Annotated in this window: 16 protein-coding genes; 9 read left to right on the top strand and 7 right to left on the bottom strand. The window is 72.3% G+C overall.

Translation table 11 applies throughout. From position 1 onward, the window contains the following. Window positions 1-127: 127 nt before the first annotated feature. The 4 genes from ACGFT2_RS26085 to ACGFT2_RS26070 all read left to right on the top strand — a co-directional run bounded on the left by ACGFT2_RS26085 (window position 128) and on the right by ACGFT2_RS26070 (window position 3,070). Window positions 128-1,732 carry an FAD-dependent monooxygenase gene (locus ACGFT2_RS26085; protein WP_393282290.1) on the top strand — a complete coding sequence of 535 codons (1,605 nt, stop codon included), beginning with the start codon at window positions 128-130 and terminating at the stop codon, window positions 1,730-1,732. A 230-nt stretch (window positions 1,733-1,962) separates the two neighbouring features. After that, complete coding sequence (locus ACGFT2_RS26080; protein ID WP_309506048.1) at window positions 1,963-2,010, top strand: hypothetical protein; 48 nt, start codon at window positions 1,963-1,965, stop codon at window positions 2,008-2,010. Window positions 2,011-2,102: 92 nt separating this feature from the next. Then, a complete protein-coding gene (locus ACGFT2_RS26075) occupies window positions 2,103-2,615 on the top strand; it encodes a cysteine dioxygenase (RefSeq protein ID WP_393282288.1) in 513 nt (170 codons plus the stop codon). Window positions 2,616-2,629: 14 nt separating this feature from the next. Next, window positions 2,630-3,070 carry a rhodanese-like domain-containing protein gene (locus ACGFT2_RS26070; protein WP_393282847.1) on the top strand — a complete coding sequence of 147 codons (441 nt, stop codon included), beginning with the start codon at window positions 2,630-2,632 and terminating at the stop codon, window positions 3,068-3,070. Between the two features lie 120 nt (window positions 3,071-3,190). Here the strand turns inward: ACGFT2_RS26070 and ACGFT2_RS26065 are convergent, their stop codons facing one another. The 3 genes from ACGFT2_RS26065 to recA all read right to left on the bottom strand — a co-directional run bounded on the left by ACGFT2_RS26065 (window position 3,191) and on the right by recA (window position 8,298). Beyond that, complete coding sequence (locus ACGFT2_RS26065) at window positions 3,191-5,719, bottom strand: ABC transporter permease (RefSeq protein WP_393282285.1); 2,529 nt, start codon at window positions 5,717-5,719, stop codon at window positions 3,191-3,193. Window positions 5,720-6,330: 611 nt separating this feature from the next. After that, entirely contained in the window at window positions 6,331-7,164 is an 834-nt protein-coding gene (recX, locus tag ACGFT2_RS26060; RefSeq protein ID WP_393282282.1) for a recombination regulator RecX, read from the bottom strand. Window positions 7,165-7,167: 3 nt separating this feature from the next. Beyond that, entirely contained in the window at window positions 7,168-8,298 is a 1,131-nt protein-coding gene (gene recA, locus ACGFT2_RS26055; protein WP_393282279.1) for a recombinase RecA, read from the bottom strand. A 572-nt stretch (window positions 8,299-8,870) separates the two neighbouring features. On the opposite strand from recA, the gene ACGFT2_RS26050 reads away from it, so the two are divergent. The 4 genes from ACGFT2_RS26050 (at window position 8,871) to ACGFT2_RS26035 (ending at window position 12,486) form a co-directional block, all read left to right on the top strand. Then, on the top strand, window positions 8,871-9,149 hold the full coding sequence (locus tag ACGFT2_RS26050; protein ID WP_393282277.1) for a polyprenyl synthetase: 279 nt from the start codon (window positions 8,871-8,873) through the stop codon (window positions 9,147-9,149). Further along, the gene (locus ACGFT2_RS26045) at window positions 9,139-10,194 is read left to right on the top strand and encodes a polyprenyl synthetase family protein (protein ID WP_393282274.1); all 1,056 of its coding nucleotides are present in this window, start codon (window positions 9,139-9,141) and stop codon (window positions 10,192-10,194) included. The genes ACGFT2_RS26050 and ACGFT2_RS26045 overlap by 11 nt, the downstream gene beginning before the upstream one ends. 261 nt (window positions 10,195-10,455) lie before the next feature. Then, the gene (locus ACGFT2_RS26040) at window positions 10,456-11,619 is read left to right on the top strand and encodes an oxygenase MpaB family protein (protein WP_393282272.1); all 1,164 of its coding nucleotides are present in this window, start codon (window positions 10,456-10,458) and stop codon (window positions 11,617-11,619) included. A 123-nt stretch (window positions 11,620-11,742) separates the two neighbouring features. Beyond that, on the top strand, window positions 11,743-12,486 hold the full coding sequence (locus ACGFT2_RS26035; protein WP_393282269.1) for a hypothetical protein: 744 nt from the start codon (window positions 11,743-11,745) through the stop codon (window positions 12,484-12,486). A gap of 211 nt (window positions 12,487-12,697) precedes the next feature. Here ACGFT2_RS26035 and ACGFT2_RS26030 read toward each other — a convergent pair whose 3' ends face one another. Both ACGFT2_RS26030 and ACGFT2_RS26025 read right to left on the bottom strand, forming a co-directional pair. Continuing rightward, on the bottom strand, window positions 12,698-13,939 hold the full coding sequence (locus ACGFT2_RS26030) for an AI-2E family transporter (RefSeq protein ID WP_393282267.1): 1,242 nt from the start codon (window positions 13,937-13,939) through the stop codon (window positions 12,698-12,700). 130 nt (window positions 13,940-14,069) lie between these two features. Beyond that, complete coding sequence (locus ACGFT2_RS26025; protein WP_393282265.1) at window positions 14,070-14,264, bottom strand: DUF3046 domain-containing protein; 195 nt, start codon at window positions 14,262-14,264, stop codon at window positions 14,070-14,072. Window positions 14,265-14,344: 80 nt separating this feature from the next. Between ACGFT2_RS26025 and ACGFT2_RS26020 the strand changes: the two genes are divergently transcribed. After that, window positions 14,345-15,289 carry a hypothetical protein gene (locus tag ACGFT2_RS26020; RefSeq protein WP_393282262.1) on the top strand — a complete coding sequence of 315 codons (945 nt, stop codon included), beginning with the start codon at window positions 14,345-14,347 and terminating at the stop codon, window positions 15,287-15,289. 135 nt (window positions 15,290-15,424) lie between these two features. On the opposite strand, the gene ACGFT2_RS26015 is transcribed toward ACGFT2_RS26020, so the two are convergent. After that, complete coding sequence (locus ACGFT2_RS26015) at window positions 15,425-15,733, bottom strand: AzlD domain-containing protein (RefSeq protein ID WP_393282260.1); 309 nt, start codon at window positions 15,731-15,733, stop codon at window positions 15,425-15,427. Further along, window positions 15,730-16,590: an AzlC family ABC transporter permease gene (locus ACGFT2_RS26010; RefSeq protein WP_393282844.1), complete on the bottom strand. Its 861-nt coding sequence runs from the start codon at window positions 16,588-16,590 to the stop codon at window positions 15,730-15,732. Before ACGFT2_RS26010 ends, ACGFT2_RS26015 begins: the two co-directional genes overlap by 4 nt. Window positions 16,591-16,617: the final 27 nt, after the last annotated feature.

Raw genomic sequence — 16,617 nt, 5'->3', positions numbered from 1 at the left:
CTGCCTCCGGTCGCTTGACGCAAACTCTGCCAATGGGTTGCATACGTTCTGTGATCGTGCACCCCGCTCCACCTTCCTGTTCACTTGTCTCCGTCAGGGCATCGTCACGGGCAGGGGGCGCCGCGTCATGGACCCGGTGATCATCGTCGGCGCGGGGCCCGTGGGGCTTGCTCTCGCCCTCGCCCTGGCCCGGCAAGAGGTGCCGACCGTGGTCCTGGACGAGGGCCCCGGCAAGGACGAACCCCGCCCGGCGCGCACGGTCGTACTGCGCGAGGACACGGCCGCCCTGCTGGAGCGGCTGACCGGAGTGGCGCTCGGTGAGCACGGCGTGCGCTGGGCCGGATGGCGGTCCCTGCGGCGCAAGCAGGTGATGAACGAGGTCGCTTTCGAGGAGGCCGGCCCCGGAGCCCCGCTGCACCTCGCCCAGCACGTGCTCACCAACGCCCTGCGCGCCGCCGTCACCGACGAACCGCTGGTGAAGGTGGCCGTGGACAGCCGCCTGGACTCGATCGAGCAGGAGCGTTCCGGCGTGACGGCGCACACCCGGGGCCCCAGCGCCACGTGGTGGCGCGGCAGCTACCTGGTCGGCTGCGACGGACCCCGCTCGACGGTGCGCAAACTGCAGGACATCCGGTTCCCGGGCCGTACGGCGGTGGAACGGCACGCGATCGCGGCGCTGCGCGCGGAACTTCCGTGGGAGGGTCAGGCGTTGCTCCATCGGATGCCGCCGTGGCGGCAGTCCGGGCCCTCGGCCGGGGAGGTGACCGCCCGCCCCCTCCCGGACGGCGTGTGGCGCCTGGACTGGCTGCTGCCACCGGGGAAGGACCTCGTCACGCCCGAGATCCTGGTGGCCAGGATCCGCGAGACCCTCGCGGCCTGGACGGACAGCTCCACCCCGGTGTACGAGCTGCTCGACACCGGCGTCCACACCGTGCACCACCGGCTGGCCCGCCGCTGGCGGGCCGGCCGGATCTTCCTCGCCGGGGACGCGGCCCATCTGCTCGGCGCCCTCGGCACCCAGGGACTCGACGAGGGTCTGCGCGATGCCGACAACCTCGCCTGGAAGCTGGCCGTGTCCTGGCACCGGGGACCGCACGAGACGCTGCTGGACAGCTACCAGGCCGAGCGGCGGGGGGTGGTCGCCGCCCGGCTGCGCGCCGCCGACCAGGCACTGCCCCTGCTCCGTGGCGGGGGCGGCCTGCGCCAGATCGTGCCGGGCGCGGCCCGCGGCCACGACGCGCTGCTCACCGACGGTCATCTGGGGCACGGGCCACTCGGCGCGCCGGGGGCGTACGCCGACTCGCCGCTCGCCGCCCAGCGCCTCGAGGGCGAGATTCCGGTCGGCACCCAGCCGGGCTCACTGATCACGGACGTGCGCGTCACCGCGGAGGACGGTTCCTTCGTACAGCTGCGCGACCGGCTCGGCCGGGGTGCGCTGCTGGTGGTCCTGATCGCACCGGGCACAGGCGTCTGGGACCGCAAACACTGGGTCTCCGCCGGGGTGATGCCTCGGCTCGCGGCCGCCGTGACCGCGCTGCCGCACCCCGCCGAGCTGCTGGTCGCGGAGAGCTACCCGGGGGCGCCGGCTCACAGCGTGCTGCTGGTGCGTCCCGACGGCCACCTGGTCACCGCGCTGAGCGGAGTCCGCCCCGCGGACCTGTACTCGGCGGCGGAGGCAGCGGTGGGCGGCCCGGTGCAGGAGGAGGCGAAGGCCGGTTCCGGCGCGCGGTGAGCAAAGGAACGAAGGCCGGTTCCGGGGCGCGGTGCGGGAAGGAACGAAGGCCGGTTCCCGGGCGCGGTGACTGAAGGACGGAGAGCCGGGCTGTGGCGGACGCCGGCCGGCAGGCCGCTGGCGCCGTCACCCTCTGTCCACATGGTGACAGTCGGTTGACCGGAGTCCGACAGCGTGCTGTACTCCGGATCGTGACCGACACCTGTGTGCGCCTGTGGCGGAGGGTCCATATGGACCTCGTCCGCTACGCGGGCTGCGTGTGTCGTCCGTCCTGCTGAATTCGCATCCCCCTCTTCTTTCCGGGCGCCGCCATGCGCCCGTTCCGCGAACCCTCTTCAGGACGGTGCACGTGCCTGTCTCCTCACCCTCCGTGTCCCCTGCCGTCGGCTCGGCGCCCACCCAGGCGGACCTCCTCGACTTCGTACGGCGCACTGCGGCCGACTCGGAGCTGATCGCATCTCTCCCGCTCGACCCGGAAGGCCGCACCTGGGTACGGCTGAAGGGGCCGGGCGGCAGCGAGGCCTGGCTGATCGGCTGGCCTCCCGGCACCGGCACCGGCTGGCACGACCACGCGGACTCGGTCGGTGCCTTCTTCACCGCCGCGGGCGAGCTCAAGGAGTACTCCCTCGCCGCCCGGCTGCCCACCGACGGCTGGAAGACCCTGGAACTCACCGAGGGCGTCGACCGCGAACGCCGGCTGTCCGCCGGGAAGGGCCGCGCCTTCGGACACCACCATGTGCACGAGGTACTCAACGAGTCCCCCGACCGGCACGCGATCTCCGTCCACGCCTACTACCCGCCGCTGCCGAGGATCCGCCGCTACAGCCGCACGGGCCCGGTACTGCGCCTGGAGCAGGTCGAACGCCCGGAGGACTGGCAGTGAGCGGCGACAAGGACGTGCGACCGGCGCACCCCGCCGGGACGGAAGCGAGCGGGACAGGCGAACGGCCCGCCGGGATCGACGAATTGCTGGAGCGGGTACGCGCCGGCTATCGGCGCATCGAAGCGCGAGAGGCGCACGAGGCGGCGCGGTCCGGTGAGGCGCTCCTGGTCGACATCCGGTACGCGGCCCTGCGCGAGCGGGACGGGCTGATCCCCGGTGCCCTCGTGGTGGAGCGCAACGAACTGGAGTGGCGTCTCGACCCGCAGGGCAGCCACCGTGCACCCCAGGCCACCGGGCACGACCTGCGCGTCGTGGTCATCTGCAACGAGGGCTACGCCTCCAGCCTCGCCGCGGCCTCCCTGCACCGGCTCGGCCTGCACCGGGCGACGGATCTCGTGGGCGGCTTCCAGGCGTGGCGCACGGCCGGCCTGCCGGTGGAACCCGCCTCGTCCTGAGCGGCGCCATCCGCTGGAACCCGCCTCGTCCTGAGCGGCGCCATCCGCCCGCGGGTGACGCCCCCGCGGTCTGGCGCGCGCCACACGTCAGGATGCGTATGCGTACGGGCTCCGCCGGTGTCACTCCTTCGCCGTGGCCACCGTCACCGCCCGCACGCGCAGCACCGCACGCCCCTGAACCCCACTGGCCGTCAGCGCGAGGAGGCCGGCGACCGCGACCACGGTGGCATAGAGCAGCGGTGCGACCACGGGCGCCGCGTGGCCCGTCATGCCGAGGCTGAACGCGGTGAGCACGGCGAGAGCGATACCGCTGCCGAGCGAGGTGGCGAGCAGCAGCACGGACAGCACCTCGGTGCGCAGCATGCGCAGCACCTGGCGACGGGTCGCCCCGGCGAGACGGAGCAGGGCGAACTCCCGGACACGTTCCGCCACCGACATGGCGAGCGTGTTGACCACGGCGATCGCGGTGAAGGCCAGGATGAGGCCCATGGCGAGGTAGTTGACCTCGGCATTCGTCTGCTGCCGATCGGCCTGGAGGTTGTCGGCGGCGGCCGGCGAGAGAACACGCAACCCCGGGAACTCACGGAGGGTAGTCGCGAGTTCTTTCTGTGTACGGGTCGTGCCGACGAGGACGGAGGAGGCGAGCGGGTTGTCGACGTGCCGGGCCAGGAGGTCGTGGGCGAAGGTGAGGTCGCCGAAGCCGAGACCGCGGGCATAGACGGCGGCGACGGTGAGCGTGGCGGGCGTGCCATCGCCGAGTGTGAGCTTCAGGGTGCTTCCGGGCTGCAAATGGTGCTGGTCGGCGGCTAGTTCACTGACGGCGACGGTGCCGGGAGCGAGCCGGTCCAGGGAGCCGGCGGTGACCTCGGGGTCCCAGGTGCGGGTGAGACCGGCCGGGGTGACGCCCTGTGCCGGGTACTTGTCGAGGCCGATGCGGACGGTCGTGCGCACCACCTCGGTGACCGTGTCGTGCCGTGCGCGCAGCCGCTGTGCGGCCTCTTCGGGGATGCCGGGCCCCTGGGCGGCGACGACCCAGTCGGCGCGGACGCCCTCGCGGGCCTGGGCGCGGGCGGCGTCGCCGAGCGTGGACTGGACGAACAGGACGGTGCAGGTCATACCGACGAGCAGGGTGAGGGGGGTGACGACGGAGGCCATGCGGGCGGCGTTGCCGCGCAGGTTGGCGGCGGCCAGGCGGCCGCCGTTCCCGGTGAGCCGGAGCGGTCCGGCGAGCAGCAGCGCGGCCGCCTTGACCAGGAGGGGGCCGAGCAGGGCGACGGAGGTGGCCAGCACGACGACGGCGAGATATGTGACGGGTGTCGAGGCGGGTTCGGTGCGCAGGGAGGTGAGGACGACGACGAGGACGACTCCGCCGGCGAGGAGCAGCAGTCCGGCGACGACACGCCCCCAGGCCGGGCGCGTCCGCTCGGCCCTGGCCTCGGCGAGGGCCTCGGCCGGACGGATCGTGGCGACCCTGCGGGAGGCGATCCGGGCCGCGGCCCAGGCGCCCAGCAGAGTGGCGGCGAAGGCGGCGAGCGGTGGGAAGGCACTGACGGTGTGCTCGAGCGTGGCGGGTACGGCGCCCAGGGCGACGAACCGGGAATGCAACCACGCGCCCAGCGGCAGCCCGAGCAGCGCGCCTGCCGTGCCCGCCGCCGCGCCGACGATCAGCGCTTCCCGGCCGAGCAGCTTGCGGATCTGTCCGGGCGTGGCGGCGATGGCCCGGAGCAGGGCGAGTTCGCGGTGGCGCTGCTGGACGGTGAGCGCGAAGGTGCCGACGACGACGAGCACGGCCACGAGCAGCGAGGTGCCGCCCATGGCGCCGCCCATGCTGACCAGCCGGGTGCGGGCGGCGGCCGCGTCCAGGAACTCGACGGGGCCACGCGCGTCACCGGTGCTGACCTGGGCGGTGGTGCCGTGCAGCGTCTTCACCACCGCCTCCCGCACCCGCTCCGGGTCCGCACCCTCGGCCGGCAGCACACCGAACGCGCTGACCTGCCCCGGGTGGGCGGCGAGCCGTCGGGCCTCGGCGGCGGTGAGGAAGAGGGAAGTCTGGTGGCGTACGGCGGCGGCCGGGGTGGCGATACCGGTGATCCGGTAGGCGCGTGGGGCCCGCGTGGACTGCACGGTGAGACGGTCGCCGGGCCGCAGGTGGGCCCGGGCGGCGAGGTCGCTGTCGACGACCAGGTCATCGGCGGCCCTGGGCGCACCGCCCGCGGTCAGCCGGTACGGCGTCAGCGCGGCGGAGTCCCAGGAATGCCCGTAGGCGGTACGGCCGCCGGTGCCGGTCGGCGTCAACGGCTCGGCGAGGAAGGTGAGTTCGGGCACGACCCGGGCCACGCCTGAGGTGTGTACGAGTCTGGTGCGCAACTGTTCGGGGATCCAGGCGCGTTCGGCGATGGGCTTCGCCTTGTGTTTGAGCTTGGTCTTGCCCTTCTTGTGCTTGACGGTGGTCCGGTGGACGTACTGATCGCCGGATACGACGATGGGAGCGGCGGCGTAGCGTTCGGTGCGGATGCTGCCGCGCAGGCCGGTGTCGAGAAGGGTGCCGCATGCGGTGATCAGAGCCGCGGCGCACATCAGCGCGAGGAAGGCGCCGAGAAATCCCGCCTTGCGGGCACGGACGGTCTGGAGGGCGTAGCGCAGCAGCATCAGGCGGGCTCTCTTCTGTTCTGTTGTGCGCGTCGGTTGTGTCGTACGCGGCCGGCTCGGCGATGTGTGCCGTGAGCCCGGGGCGTGCGTACAGACTCGCCCGCGTGGGGGTGCTGGAGCACTGCGGTGGCCCGGCGTCTGCTGCGGGGGCTAACCCCACCCTCCTCCGTCGGCGGTGAGCCCCGGCCGCCGTCTGGAGACGCGCCGGGCCGCGGTCCACGGGCATGCCGGATCCGCTCCCTGGTCTGCGAGGTGGCGAACCGGGCCGACAGCATCGACCGGCACCCGGCGTCCAGCACGCGGCGGCTGTACCCGTGCCGGTGCCCGCGCCCAGGACAGCGCTCGGTCACGCCGGCCGTCTCGCCGGGCCGGCGACGGTGAAGGGACACTCAGGCACACTCGGGCGCTCAGGCGCTCAGGCGCTTGGGCATTCGGGCGCTTGGCGCTTGGGCGCTTGGGCGCTTGGGCGCGAGTGTGCGACCCAGGCCGGAGCAGGGGGGCGGGGGCGCCTGCGACCCGCACGAGGGCCGACGCGCCCGGACGAAGTCCGGCGGGTGCCCGTGATCAGTGCGAGGGCGATGGCCGGACGGGGTCCGGGAGGTGGGGCACCGTCAGAGGTCTGCGTCCCCGAGGAACTCCGTGTCCTCGCCCTCTTCCTCCAGGGCCTGGCGGACGACGCGGAGGGCCATGCCCTCGGGATAGCCCTTGCGGGCGAGCATGCCGGCGAGGCGGCGCAGCCGCTTGTCGCGGTCGAGGCCGCGGGTGGCGCGGAGTTTGCGGGCGACCAGTTCGCGGGCGGTCGTCTCCTCCTGCTCGGAGTCGAGCTGGCCGACAGCCTCGTCGATCAGCGTGGAGTCGACACCCTTGGTGCGCAGTTCCCGGGCGAGTGCGCGCCGCGCGAGCCCGCGGCCATGGTGCCGGGACTCCACCCAGGCGTCGGCGAACGCTCCGTCGTTGATCAGTCCGACCTCCTCGAACCGCGACAGCACCTCATCGGCCACCTCTTCCGGGATCTCCCGCTTACGCAAGGCGTCCGCGAGTTGCTTGCGGGTGCGCGGGGTCCCGGTGAGCAGGCGCAGGCAGATCGCCCGTGCCCGCTCAGCCGGGTCCCCTGAAGACTCCCCCCGCTCGGCCCTCGACGAGGAGGGGGCGCCTTCGTCCTCACCGGGCGCGTCCCCGAGGCCGCGCCGTCGCCTGCCGCGCGCCCGGCCGCTCCGGGGTCCGCCGGTGCCTTCGGAGACATGGCCGGGCGAGCCGCCAGCGTACGAGTCGTCGGCCGTGCCATGCGGGTACGTGCCGCCGTCACCGTCGTACCCGCTGTACCCGTCGTCCCGGTGTCCGTCGTTCCCGTCCGGGGCGGAGTCCGGGTGGTCCCCGGTGCCCCTCCCCCGTGGGGCACCGGGGGTGGCGTACTCGTATGCGGCCCAGTCGGTTCGTCGTGTCACGGGTCAGCTCTTGGCGGCGGCGGCCTTGGGCTTGGTGGCCTTGGCGGCAGTGGCCGTGGCCGGAGCGGGCACCGTCTTGGCGTCGTCGGCCGTCGTGGTGGCCGTGTCCGCGGCCGGCTCGGCGGCGGGCTCCTCCGGCCGGACCCCCACGCCCAGCTTCTCCTTGATCTTCTTCTCGATCTCGTTGGCCAGGTCGGGGTTGTCCTTGAGGAAGTTGCGCGCGTTCTCCTTGCCCTGGCCGAGCTGGTCGCCCTCGTACGTGTACCAGGCGCCGGCCTTGCGGACGAAGCCGTGCTCCACGCCCATGTCGATCAGACCGCCCTCGCGGCTGATGCCCTGGCCGTAGAGGATGTCGAACTCGGCCTGCTTGAAGGGCGGCGCGACCTTGTTCTTGACGACCTTGCAGCGGGTGCGGTTACCGACCGCCTCCGTGCCGTCCTTCAGGGTCTCGATACGGCGGATGTCGATGCGCACCGAGGCGTAGAACTTCAGCGCCCGGCCACCGGTCGTGGTCTCCGGGGAGCCGAACATCACGCCGATCTTCTCGCGGAGCTGGTTGATGAAGATCGCGGTGGTCTTGGACTGGTTGAGCGCGCTGGTGATCTTGCGCAGCGCCTGGCTCATCAGCCGGGCCTGCAGACCGACGTGGCTGTCGCCCATCTCGCCCTCGATCTCCGCACGCGGGACGAGCGCGGCGACGGAGTCGATGACGATGAGGTCGAGGGCACCGGAGCGGACCAGCATGTCCACGATCTCCAGGGCCTGCTCGCCGTTGTCCGGCTGCGAGAGGATCAGGTTGTCGATGTCGACGCCGAGCTTCTTGGCGTACTCGGGGTCGAGGGCGTGCTCCGCGTCGACGAAGGCGACCTGGCCACCGGCCTTCTGCGCGTTCGCCACCGCGTGCAGGGTCAGGGTCGTCTTGCCGGAGGACTCCGGACCGTAGACCTCCACGACGCGGCCGCGCGGGAGGCCGCCGACACCGAGGGCGACGTCCAGGGCGGTCGACCCGGTGGGGATGACCTCGATGGGCTCGTTCGGCCGCTCGCCGAGGCGCATGACGGCGCCCTTGCCGAACTGCCGTTCAATCTGTGCGAGCGCGGCGTCGAGCGCCTTCTCGCGGTCGGTTCCTGCCATGGGTTCCACCCGGTTTGCTTGAGTCGATCGCTTCACGTCAAAGACGCTAACGCCTGCCACTGACAATGCGCCCCGACGCAGGCCCAGCCTGTGGATAACCGAGGGACTTTTCCCGGCAAACCGGGCCGAAACCCCCTACCGAAAGCCTTGCCTGAGCCTCCATAAGAATGGATGTTCGATTTTGGTGTCAAGCGCACCACGCCGCGCCCGGGAGGCGCCATGCGCGGCACACCGGCGTCACGGACCGCGTACCACGACCCGGCGGCCATGGGGCCGTGGTCCGTGACCCGGCGGCCGTCGGCCGTCGGCGGATGCGGCGTACGCGGGCTCGTCCCGGCGCGTGCCTGCGGCGCCATCAGCGCGTGCCGGTGGAGTCCATCGCCCCACGTCGCCGGCGTCAAGCCGTCGGCGATCCGCACGGCCGTGCGAACCGATCACCCGATGGTGCGCCCGATGACGGGTTCCGCCCTTCCCGCGGCGGCCGGGCGCGATGCTCGTAGGGCGGCCGCGTGAGCGTTGCCGTCTTCGTGTGCCACCGAGGGCGCCCCTGAGGCTGCCGCCGAGGAGAGGTCATGACACAGGAAGCGCGACGCCGTGGGGGCTTGGACGAACAGGCCGTGCTGCTGGTGGCAGGGGCGGCCGACCTGGCCGTGAGCACGCTGGGCTCGGCCCTGTCGACCGTACGGGGGCTGCTGCGCCGCTCCGACACGGCGGAGCTGGCCGCCCAGGCCGAGCACGAGCTGCTGGCGCGTGGTCGTCTTGCACTGGACCGGTGTGCCGCCGTGCCACCGGCCCACCTGGAGATCCTCGCCCAGCACGCGCTGGTCCGCCGGGGATCCGATGGGAACTGAGCGGTGGGACACGACCGCCTTCAAGTCCCGCGTCGACGGCGTGCTGCACCACTTCGTCGCCCGGGAGGCGGATCTGCTGGCCACCGTCGACCCCGCCCTGGGGCCGGTGGCCGATCAGCTGGAGGCGGCGGTCGCGGACGGCAAGCGGCTGCGAGCCGCCTTCTGCTACTGGGGCTGGCGCGCGGCCGGCCAGCCGGACAGTGATGCGCTGGTGCGAGCCGCGTCCTCCATGGAGCTGGTGCACGCCGCCGCGGTCGTGCACGACGACCTGATCGACGACAGTCCCCTGCGGCACGGCCGGCCCACGGCTCATCTGGCTCTCCGCGATGCCGTGTCCGGGCATCCGCTTCCGGTCGCCGCGGCGAGGTCGCTGGCGATGCTCGTCGGGAACCTGCTGATGGCGCTGGCCGGTCAGCTGTTCACCGGCAGCGGCCTGCCCGCCGCGTACCTCGTCCGGGCCCGCCCGCTGTGGTCGCTGCTGGCCCGGGAACTGATCGCGGGCGAATGCCTGGAGATCCTGCGCACCGGGGCGGTACCGGACACCACGGCGTCCCTGAAGGTGATCCGGTACAAGACCGCCAAGTACACGGTCGAGCAGCCGCTGCTGATCGGCGGCACGCTGGCCGGGGCCGGCGAAAGACTCAGGGCGGGTTACTCCGCGTACGGGTTGCCGCTGGGGGAGGCGTTCCAGCTGCGGGACGATCTGCTGGGGCTGTTCGGTGACCCGGAGCGCACCGGAAAGGCAGACAGCGACGACGTACGGGGCCGCCGCCCGACCGCTCTGTGGGCGGAGGCCTGGCGCATCGCCGGCGCGGCCGATCGGGAGCGGCTGCGAAGTCTGCTGGGCCGGGCGGAGCCGGACCGGGAGGGTCTGGACGCGATCCGCGAGGTGATGAGCGGGCTCGGAGCGCCCGACCAGGTCGAGAACATGATCCACGCGCGCGTGGAGGAGGCGCTCGACGCCCTGCACGAGCTGGACATGCCCGCGTCCGCCGCCGGCGCCCTGACCGAGCTGGCCCATGCGGCCACGGTCCGCCCCTGCTGATCGACGATCCGCCCGCCCCTCTTCGACGATCCAGCCTGTCCCTCATCGACGACCCGCCCGTCCCTCATCGACGCCCCGCCCGTCCCTCGTCGAGGATCCGCACGATCCGGACCGTCCCTCATCGACGACCCGCCCGTCCCGATCCACGGCCCGCCCGTACCTGGTCCGCCTCTCCCGATCCGCACCGGAAGCGGTTTCGTCCCGTCCTCCTGAGACGAGTCCGGGTCCCGGTGTCGCCCCCCAGAGACAAGGAGCCCTGTCATGACCTCCAGCCAGGCGTCGATGGACCCTCTGCGGCAGGCCGGCGACGAACTCGCCGATGCCACCGTCGCCGCTCTGTTCGACCGCGGAGAGGTCGGCACGTTCAACACCCTGATGCGTCACGTCTCCACCGCGGGAGCGCCCCTGCCGGACGGCCTGCCCTACGTGGCGCGTGAGTACCTCCAGGCCACGAGCGCCCCGCCGGCCTGGGTCGACTGGGCGGAGATGGAGAGGGCGCGGCTGTTCTTCATCGACAACAACGTGCACATCTCCACGGCGCTGTCCTTCGCCGCCATGCCCGCCTGTTACGTCGTACCGCATGTGGCGAAACTGCTCTCGGCCACCCATTCGCTGAAGTATCCCTCCAAGCGGATGGCGGAGACCGGCCAGTTCACCGTCTACCTGATGCAGCCCGACGCCTTCGAGGCCGGCAGCCGGTTCATTCCCGCCGCCCAGAAGGTCCGGCTGCTGCACGCCTCGATCCGGCATCACCTCCAGCGCGACAACCGCTGGGACACACAGACGCTCGGGACGCCGATCTGCCAGGAGGACATGATCGGCGGGCAGATGTTCTTCTCCCTGACGGTCCTCGACAGCCTGCACCGGCTGGGCGTCCACATGTCCACGGAGGGAGCGGAGGCCTACTACTACGCCTGGCGCGTGGTCGGGGCGATGCTCGGCGTGGACCAGGAGGCCGTGCCCAAGTCCCTCGACGAGGCGCGCCGCTTCATGGACCGGTACATGATCCGCCACATGGGCCCCTCCCAGGAGGGCGCGCACCTGACCCGACAGCTCATCGACCTCTACGAGGAGGTCGTACCCGGCACCTTCTTCGACCCGATCGTCTCCGCACTCGTCCGCCACCTCGTCGGCGACACCTGCGCGGACTGGCTGCAGGTGCCCCGCACCCGCTGGGACACCCTCGTCAAGGCGGTCCCCCGCCTGCTCGGCGTGCTGGAGACCATCGAGGACCGCTCCCCGCTCGGCGCCTGGGCCCTGGACCGTCTCGGCCACCTCACGACCGTCTTCGAGCTGTCGTCGCTCACCCGGGGGCGCGTGATGCACTACGCCATCCCGGAGCAGCTCAAGAAGGACTACGGCGTCACCGACTCGGTGCCGCCGGGGAAGCGCTGGACCCCACCCGCCGCCACGGTCTCCCCATGAGCCCCGAGCAGCACCGGACACCGCCGCCAGGCCTAGCCGGGGCCGCGCTGCTCCCCAGGGCGTAGCGCGGGTGCCTTCGGCCGGACGACGACCTCGCCGGCCGCTCCCGGAAGCATCGGGGCCATGAAGACCCCGCGTGCCGTCGACCGCCTCTGTCATGCGACGGGACTGTTCCTCGTCCTGTCCGGCCTGGCGCACCTGGTGGTGTTCGCCGTCGACGGCGGCCCCTGGGACGGCCCCGTCTCCTGGCGCAAGCCAGTCACGTTCGGGCTCTCGTTCGGGGTGACCCTGATCGCGATCACCTGGGTCACGTCGTACCTGCGGACGGACGCGCGGCTGCGTTCGGCCCTGCTGCTCGTCCTCGCCGCCGACTGCGTGGTGGAGGTGGGCGGCATCACGCTCCAGGCCTGGCGCCGGGTGCCCTCGCACCTGAACATGGAGACCCGTTTCGACACAGCGGTGTCCATGACACTCGCGGTGGGCGGTGGCGTGCTGGTCGCGCTGCTCTCCGTCTTCGCCGTCGCGTCCTTCCAGCGCCGCCCGGCGGGTCCACCAGGCATGCCGCTCGCGGTCCGCTCGGGGTTCGCGCTGCTCATGGTGGCGCTGGCCTCGGGGGCGGCGATGATCGCGCGCGGGGTCGTGCTGACCCGGGCCGGCCACCAGGAGGCCGCCTATCACTCGACCGCCCCGCTCAAGCCGCTGCACGGCCTGAGCCTGCATGCCGTCCTGGTCCTGCCCCTGCTCGCCCGGGTGCTGTCGGTCACGTCCTGGAGCCCGGGACGGCGGCGTCGGATCGTGGCCGTGGCAGCCGCCTGCTATGCGGCGGCCGTCGCGGCGGCGGGGGTATGGGCGGCACTGACGTACTGAGCAGTGCGCCCCGCCCTTCGGCACGCGAACGCTGCCGGACTGCCGGGTGCGTGCGCTTGCTGCCGGACTGCCGGATGCGTGCGCTTGCTGCCGGACTGCCGGGTGCGTGCGCTTCCGCCTGTGCCCTTCGCCCAGGGTGACGCGAGGCAGGGGCCCACGGTGCCCCTCGCTGCTACGCCGAGAGGCACCGCGGGCCGCGGAGCCTTCGCTGCTACGGCGCCTCCGGGTCCGACTGCGCGGTGCGGGGCCGTCGCATTCGGGCGAGCAGACCGGGGCCGTTCGCCCTGGCGCGGTGTCCCTGCACCCGGGGGTCGTCCGTGACCGCGTACCGCTTCACGTACGCCCCCAGGAAAGCCTGCAGAGTGGCCACCGCGGGGATGGCGATCAGCGCGCCCACGGCACCCAGCAGCGCGGTGCCCGCGATGACCGAGCCGAAGGCGACGGCCGGGTGGATGTCGACCGTCTTCGCGGTCAGCTTGGGCTGAAGCACGTAGTTCTCGAACTGCTGGTAGACCAGGACGAAGGCCAGCACCCACACCGCGTACCAGGGGTCGACGGTGAACGCGATCAGCATCGGCAGCGCCCCGGCGAGATACGTGCCGATGGTGGGGATGAACTGCGAGACCAGCCCCACCCAGACACCGAGCACGGGCGCGTAGGGCACGCCGAGGGCCTGCAGCAGGATGTAGTGCGCGACTCCGGAGATGAGCGCCATGAGACCGCGCGAGTAGAGGTAGCCGCCCGTCTTGTCGACGGCGATCTCCCAGGCGCGCAACACCTCCGCCTGGCGCGCGGGCGGCAGCACCGAGCACAGGGCACGCCGCAGCCGGGGACCGTCGGCGGCGAAGTAGAACGAGAACAGCCCGATGGTCAGCAGCCGGAAGAGGCCGCCAAGCACCTGCGCGGAGACGTCGAGGACGCCGGCAGCGCTGTTCTGCGCGTACTTGCGTAGCCAGTCGGAGTGGAGCAGGCCTTCCTGTACGTCCACCCGCCTCAGCTCTGTGTGGAAGCTCGCATTGATCCAGTTGATCAACGAGTCAAGGTAGCCGGGGAAACCCTCGACCATCTTGATGATCTGGCCGGCCAGCATGGAGCCGAGCAACGTGACGAACCCGGCGACGACGACCGTCAACCCGAGGAAGACCAGGAAGGTGGCGAGTCCTCTGCGCATGCCGCGGGCGGCCATCCGGCTCACCGCGGGCTCTATGGCGAGGGCCAGGAAGAACGCGATCAAGATGTTGATCAACAGCGCGGTCAGCTGATGGAAGGCCCAGCTGCCGAGCTGGAACGAGGCGACCAGTGCGAGCGCGAGCACCATGGCCCGCGGCAGCCAGCGGGGCATGCGGCCGCCCGGAGCGACGCCGCCGAAGGCTGGGGGCCGGTCGGGCGGCGTCGCGCCGGTCGGTGCGGTGTGCCGGATGGGGTGCTGGTCGTCCTCGTCAGTGGGTGCCACGGAGCAAGTCTCGCCGACTCCGCCGGCAACCTGCGCCCACCAGCGGTCTTCGTGACCGATCGGTGCCGTACCGTCAACATCTTCACGGATCGACCGGGGCGTTTCGATCAACGCATCGACACCGTCGGTGTCAGCGCCGCTCACCCGGCACGTCCATGACCGTGCAGACCACACGCCAGACGTCCTTGGCCGCCCAGCCCGCGTCCAGTGCCTCGTTCACCGTGTGCCCACCCAGCTCCGCCATGACGTGATCACGCGCGAAGGTTTCCGCGTACCCAGGACCGAAGTGTTCCGTCATTCGCTGCCAGAAGACCGTCAACCGCATGACTTCAGTATCCCGCCCCTGGGGGTGGGACCCGCCCGGGGCCGCTTACCGAGACCGCTTTCCGCCCTACGGTCTGACGCATGTCCGAATCAGGAGTCTCCCCGCTCCCCCCTGCGCCCCCGGCGCGCTCCCCGATCCTCCGCGCGGAACAGTTCGTGTGGCTCACCGCGCGCGTGCTGGAGCAGCGCCTTTTCGCGTACCACTTCCTGCACGGCACCCCGGACGCGGTGGAGGCGGCGCTGGACGCCTATCGCAACGAGGACGGCGGCTACGGGCTCGCGCTGGAGCCCGATCTGCGCGGCCCCCTGAGCCAGCCCCTGCACACCGCCCACGCGCTGCGCGTACTGGACGCCATCGGGCGCTGCGGCGGGCAGCGGGTGGAGCGCGTGTGCCGTTATCTGACCGCCGCCTCCACCGCCGACGGTGCGCTGCCGGCGTTCCGTCCCGGCCGGCGCGGGTATCCGACGGCGCCGTTCGTCCCGGTCGTCGACGATCCGCCCAGCGAGCTGCTGGCCACCGGCCCGGTCGTCGGACTGCTGCACCGCAACGAGGTGTGGCATGCCTGGCTCTTCCGGGCCACCGACTTCTGCTGGCAGGCCGTGGAGTCCCTGGAGAAGTCGCACCCCTACGAGGTGGAGGCCGCCGTGGCCTTCCTGGACTCCGTTCCCGACCGGCCACGCGCGCAGGCCGCCGCCGACCGGCTCGGCCGCCTGGTACGGGAACAGCGACTCGCCGCGCTGGACCCGGACGATCTCGGCGCCTACCCGGTCGCCCCGGGCTACGCCCCGGAGGAACATCACTTTCCGCACGACTTCGCCAGGAGCCCGGAATCGCTCGCACGCGCGTGGTTCACGGACGACGAGATGGACCGCTCGCTCGACGGTCTGGCCGCCGAGCAGCAGGAGGACGGAGGCTGGCCCGTCCGCTGGCGCCAGTGGGCCGCGGCACCCGCGCTGGAGGCCCGCCCCCTGGTGACGATCGAGGCGTTGCGCACGCTGAGGGCGTACGGCCGCTTCGTGGATTGAGCCGATCCCGCCGGCCCGGCCGAGCCGCACCTTGTCCGGAGCCGGCGCGGCGACTCCGCTCGCATCCGAGCCGGCCACGAGCCCGGCCGCGACCCGACCTCGACCGGATTCCTCGCCGGCCGAACCGGCCCCTCCTCACCCGCTCACGGCACGCACTCCCGCCGTCACGACCACGGCCGCCGCGACGACCAGCAGAAACGGCGCACGCAGCAGCAACGCCACGGCGGCCGCACCCAGCCCCGCGGCCCTGGCATCCAGCACGAGTGCGTGCCCGTCGGCGAACGTCTGCTGGGCCGTGAGCGCGGCGAGGAGGGCGACCGGCAACAGGGCGGCCAGCCGCCGGACGAACGGCCGTTCCATCGCCCCCGCGGGCACGAGAAGCCCGGCGAGCTTGACGGCATAGCAGCCGACAGCGGTCACGCCGATCGCGATCCAGATGTTCACCTGTCCTCCTTCACCACGTCCGGCTTCACCACGTCCGGTCGGTCCGGTCCAGTCCGTCCACCTGATCCAGTTGATCCACTTGGTCTACTTGGTCCACTTGATCCACCTGACCCGTCCAGTTCGTCCGCTCCGCCCGATACCTCGGGCACGTCCTTCACGGACCCTCCGGTACGGCCGTCGCGGCGGCCCTCGGCGAGCAGGGCGGCGGGTGCGGCCAGCGCCGCCACCAGGACGGGCACCCCGGCGGGCAGGACGGGCAGCAGGACGAGGCCCAGCAGGACCGCGAGACCGGCCACCGCGCGCTCGGTGGCCGTCTTCAGCATCGGCGCGAGCAGGGCCAGGAAGACGGCGGGCCCGGCGGCGTCCAGACCCCACGCGCGTGTGTCACCGATGGCCTTGGCACCCAGAGCGCCGAGCAGCGTGGTGAGGTTCCACAGCAGGTAGAGGCTGAGCCCGGTGACGGTGAAGCCGATCCGGGCGGCGCGGCGGTCCGGCTGCGCCAGGGTGACGGCGGTGGTCTCGTCGATCACCCACTGGGCGGCGAAGGGCCGCACCGCGCGCGGAAGGGCGAGCATCTGGGACAGCCGCAGCCCGTAGAAGGCGTTGCGCACACCTAGGAAGAGGGCTCCGGCCGCGGCGGTGAACGGGCTCCCGCCGGCGGCGAGCGCGCCGACCAGGGCGAACTGGGAAGCACCCGTGAAGACCAGGAGGCTGAGCGCGCAGGTCTGGAGCAGGCCGAGTCCACTGCCGGCCGAGGTCACACCGAAGGCGAAACCCGACAGGCCGACGGCGACACCCACCGCGAGGGCGTCCCGTACTACGGCCGCGTCGGGTTTGTCCCTGCCGCCGGCGGTCATGTCCGTGCATGCTGTCCGCTGTGCCAC

Origin of the sequence: Streptomyces sp. NPDC048514, assembly GCF_043199955.1 — a bacterium.
GTDB lineage: Bacteria > Actinomycetota > Actinomycetes > Streptomycetales > Streptomycetaceae > Streptomyces.
The sequence above is the reverse complement of the archived record's forward strand: the minus strand, read 5'-3'. Positions and strand labels throughout refer to the sequence as shown.